The sequence below is a fragment of the Pelomonas nitida genome, from assembly GCF_043555975.1.
GTDB lineage: Bacteria > Pseudomonadota > Gammaproteobacteria > Burkholderiales > Burkholderiaceae_C > Pelomonas > Pelomonas nitida.
The window spans coordinates 1-255 of record NZ_JBIGIA010000072.1; the positions used below are offsets into that span (position 1 = coordinate 1).

The 255-nt window shown below is 62.7% G+C and carries 1 protein-coding gene; it reads left to right on the forward strand.

Going from position 1 to position 255, the window contains the following annotated elements; all coding sequences use genetic code 11:
* On the forward strand, nucleotides 1-255 hold a 255-nt coding region (locus ACG00X_RS24150), incomplete at both ends, for an EF-Tu/IF-2/RF-3 family GTPase (protein WP_394492383.1).

Below are 255 nucleotides of genomic sequence, written 5' to 3' on the forward strand. Positions count from 1 at the left end.
GTGGCACCGTGGTGACCGGTCGCGTCGAGCGCGGCATCATCAAGGTCGGCGAAGAAATCGAAATCGTCGGTATCCGCGAAGTCCAGAAGACCACGGTCACGGGCGTCGAAATGTTCCGCAAGCTGCTAGACCAAGGTCAAGCAGGCGACAACGTCGGCATCCTGCTGCGCGGCACCAAGCGCGAAGACGTCGAGCGTGGCCAAGTGCTGGCCAAGCCGGGCACGATCAAGCCGCACACCCACTTCACGGCCGAAA